Genomic DNA, 305 nt, shown 5'->3' on the forward strand with positions numbered 1-305 from the left:
ATGCCGAGCTTGCCAGCAATGAAGGCAAACGCGTCGTAAGTCGGCTTGGACTCATACTGCGGCTTGATGGCGGGCTTCATGGGAATCAGGAAACGGCCATCTTCACTGGTGGTCATATCCATGCATTCCGCCGGGGTGGAAATGGGCAGGACAATGTCGGCCATGCGCGCGGTCGGCGTCCAGAACATTTCGTGAACGACAATGCATTCGGGTTTCTGCCATGCCCGTATGGCGGATTCCCGCTGGGGCTGACGGGTATGTGAATTGGCAAACCCGTTGTAAATCATTTTGATATCTGGATATTT

1 protein-coding gene is annotated in these 305 nt (G+C 54.1%); it reads right to left on the reverse strand.

Annotation, left to right across the window (positions count from 1 at the left end):
• Positions 1–305 (reverse strand): molybdopterin-dependent oxidoreductase (locus tag F8C76_RS18550; RefSeq protein WP_152132988.1); only part of this gene is annotated, 305 nt, incomplete at both ends.

This window comes from Flagellimonas olearia, from assembly GCF_009184425.1.
GTDB lineage: Bacteria > Bacteroidota > Bacteroidia > Flavobacteriales > Flavobacteriaceae > Flagellimonas > Flagellimonas olearia.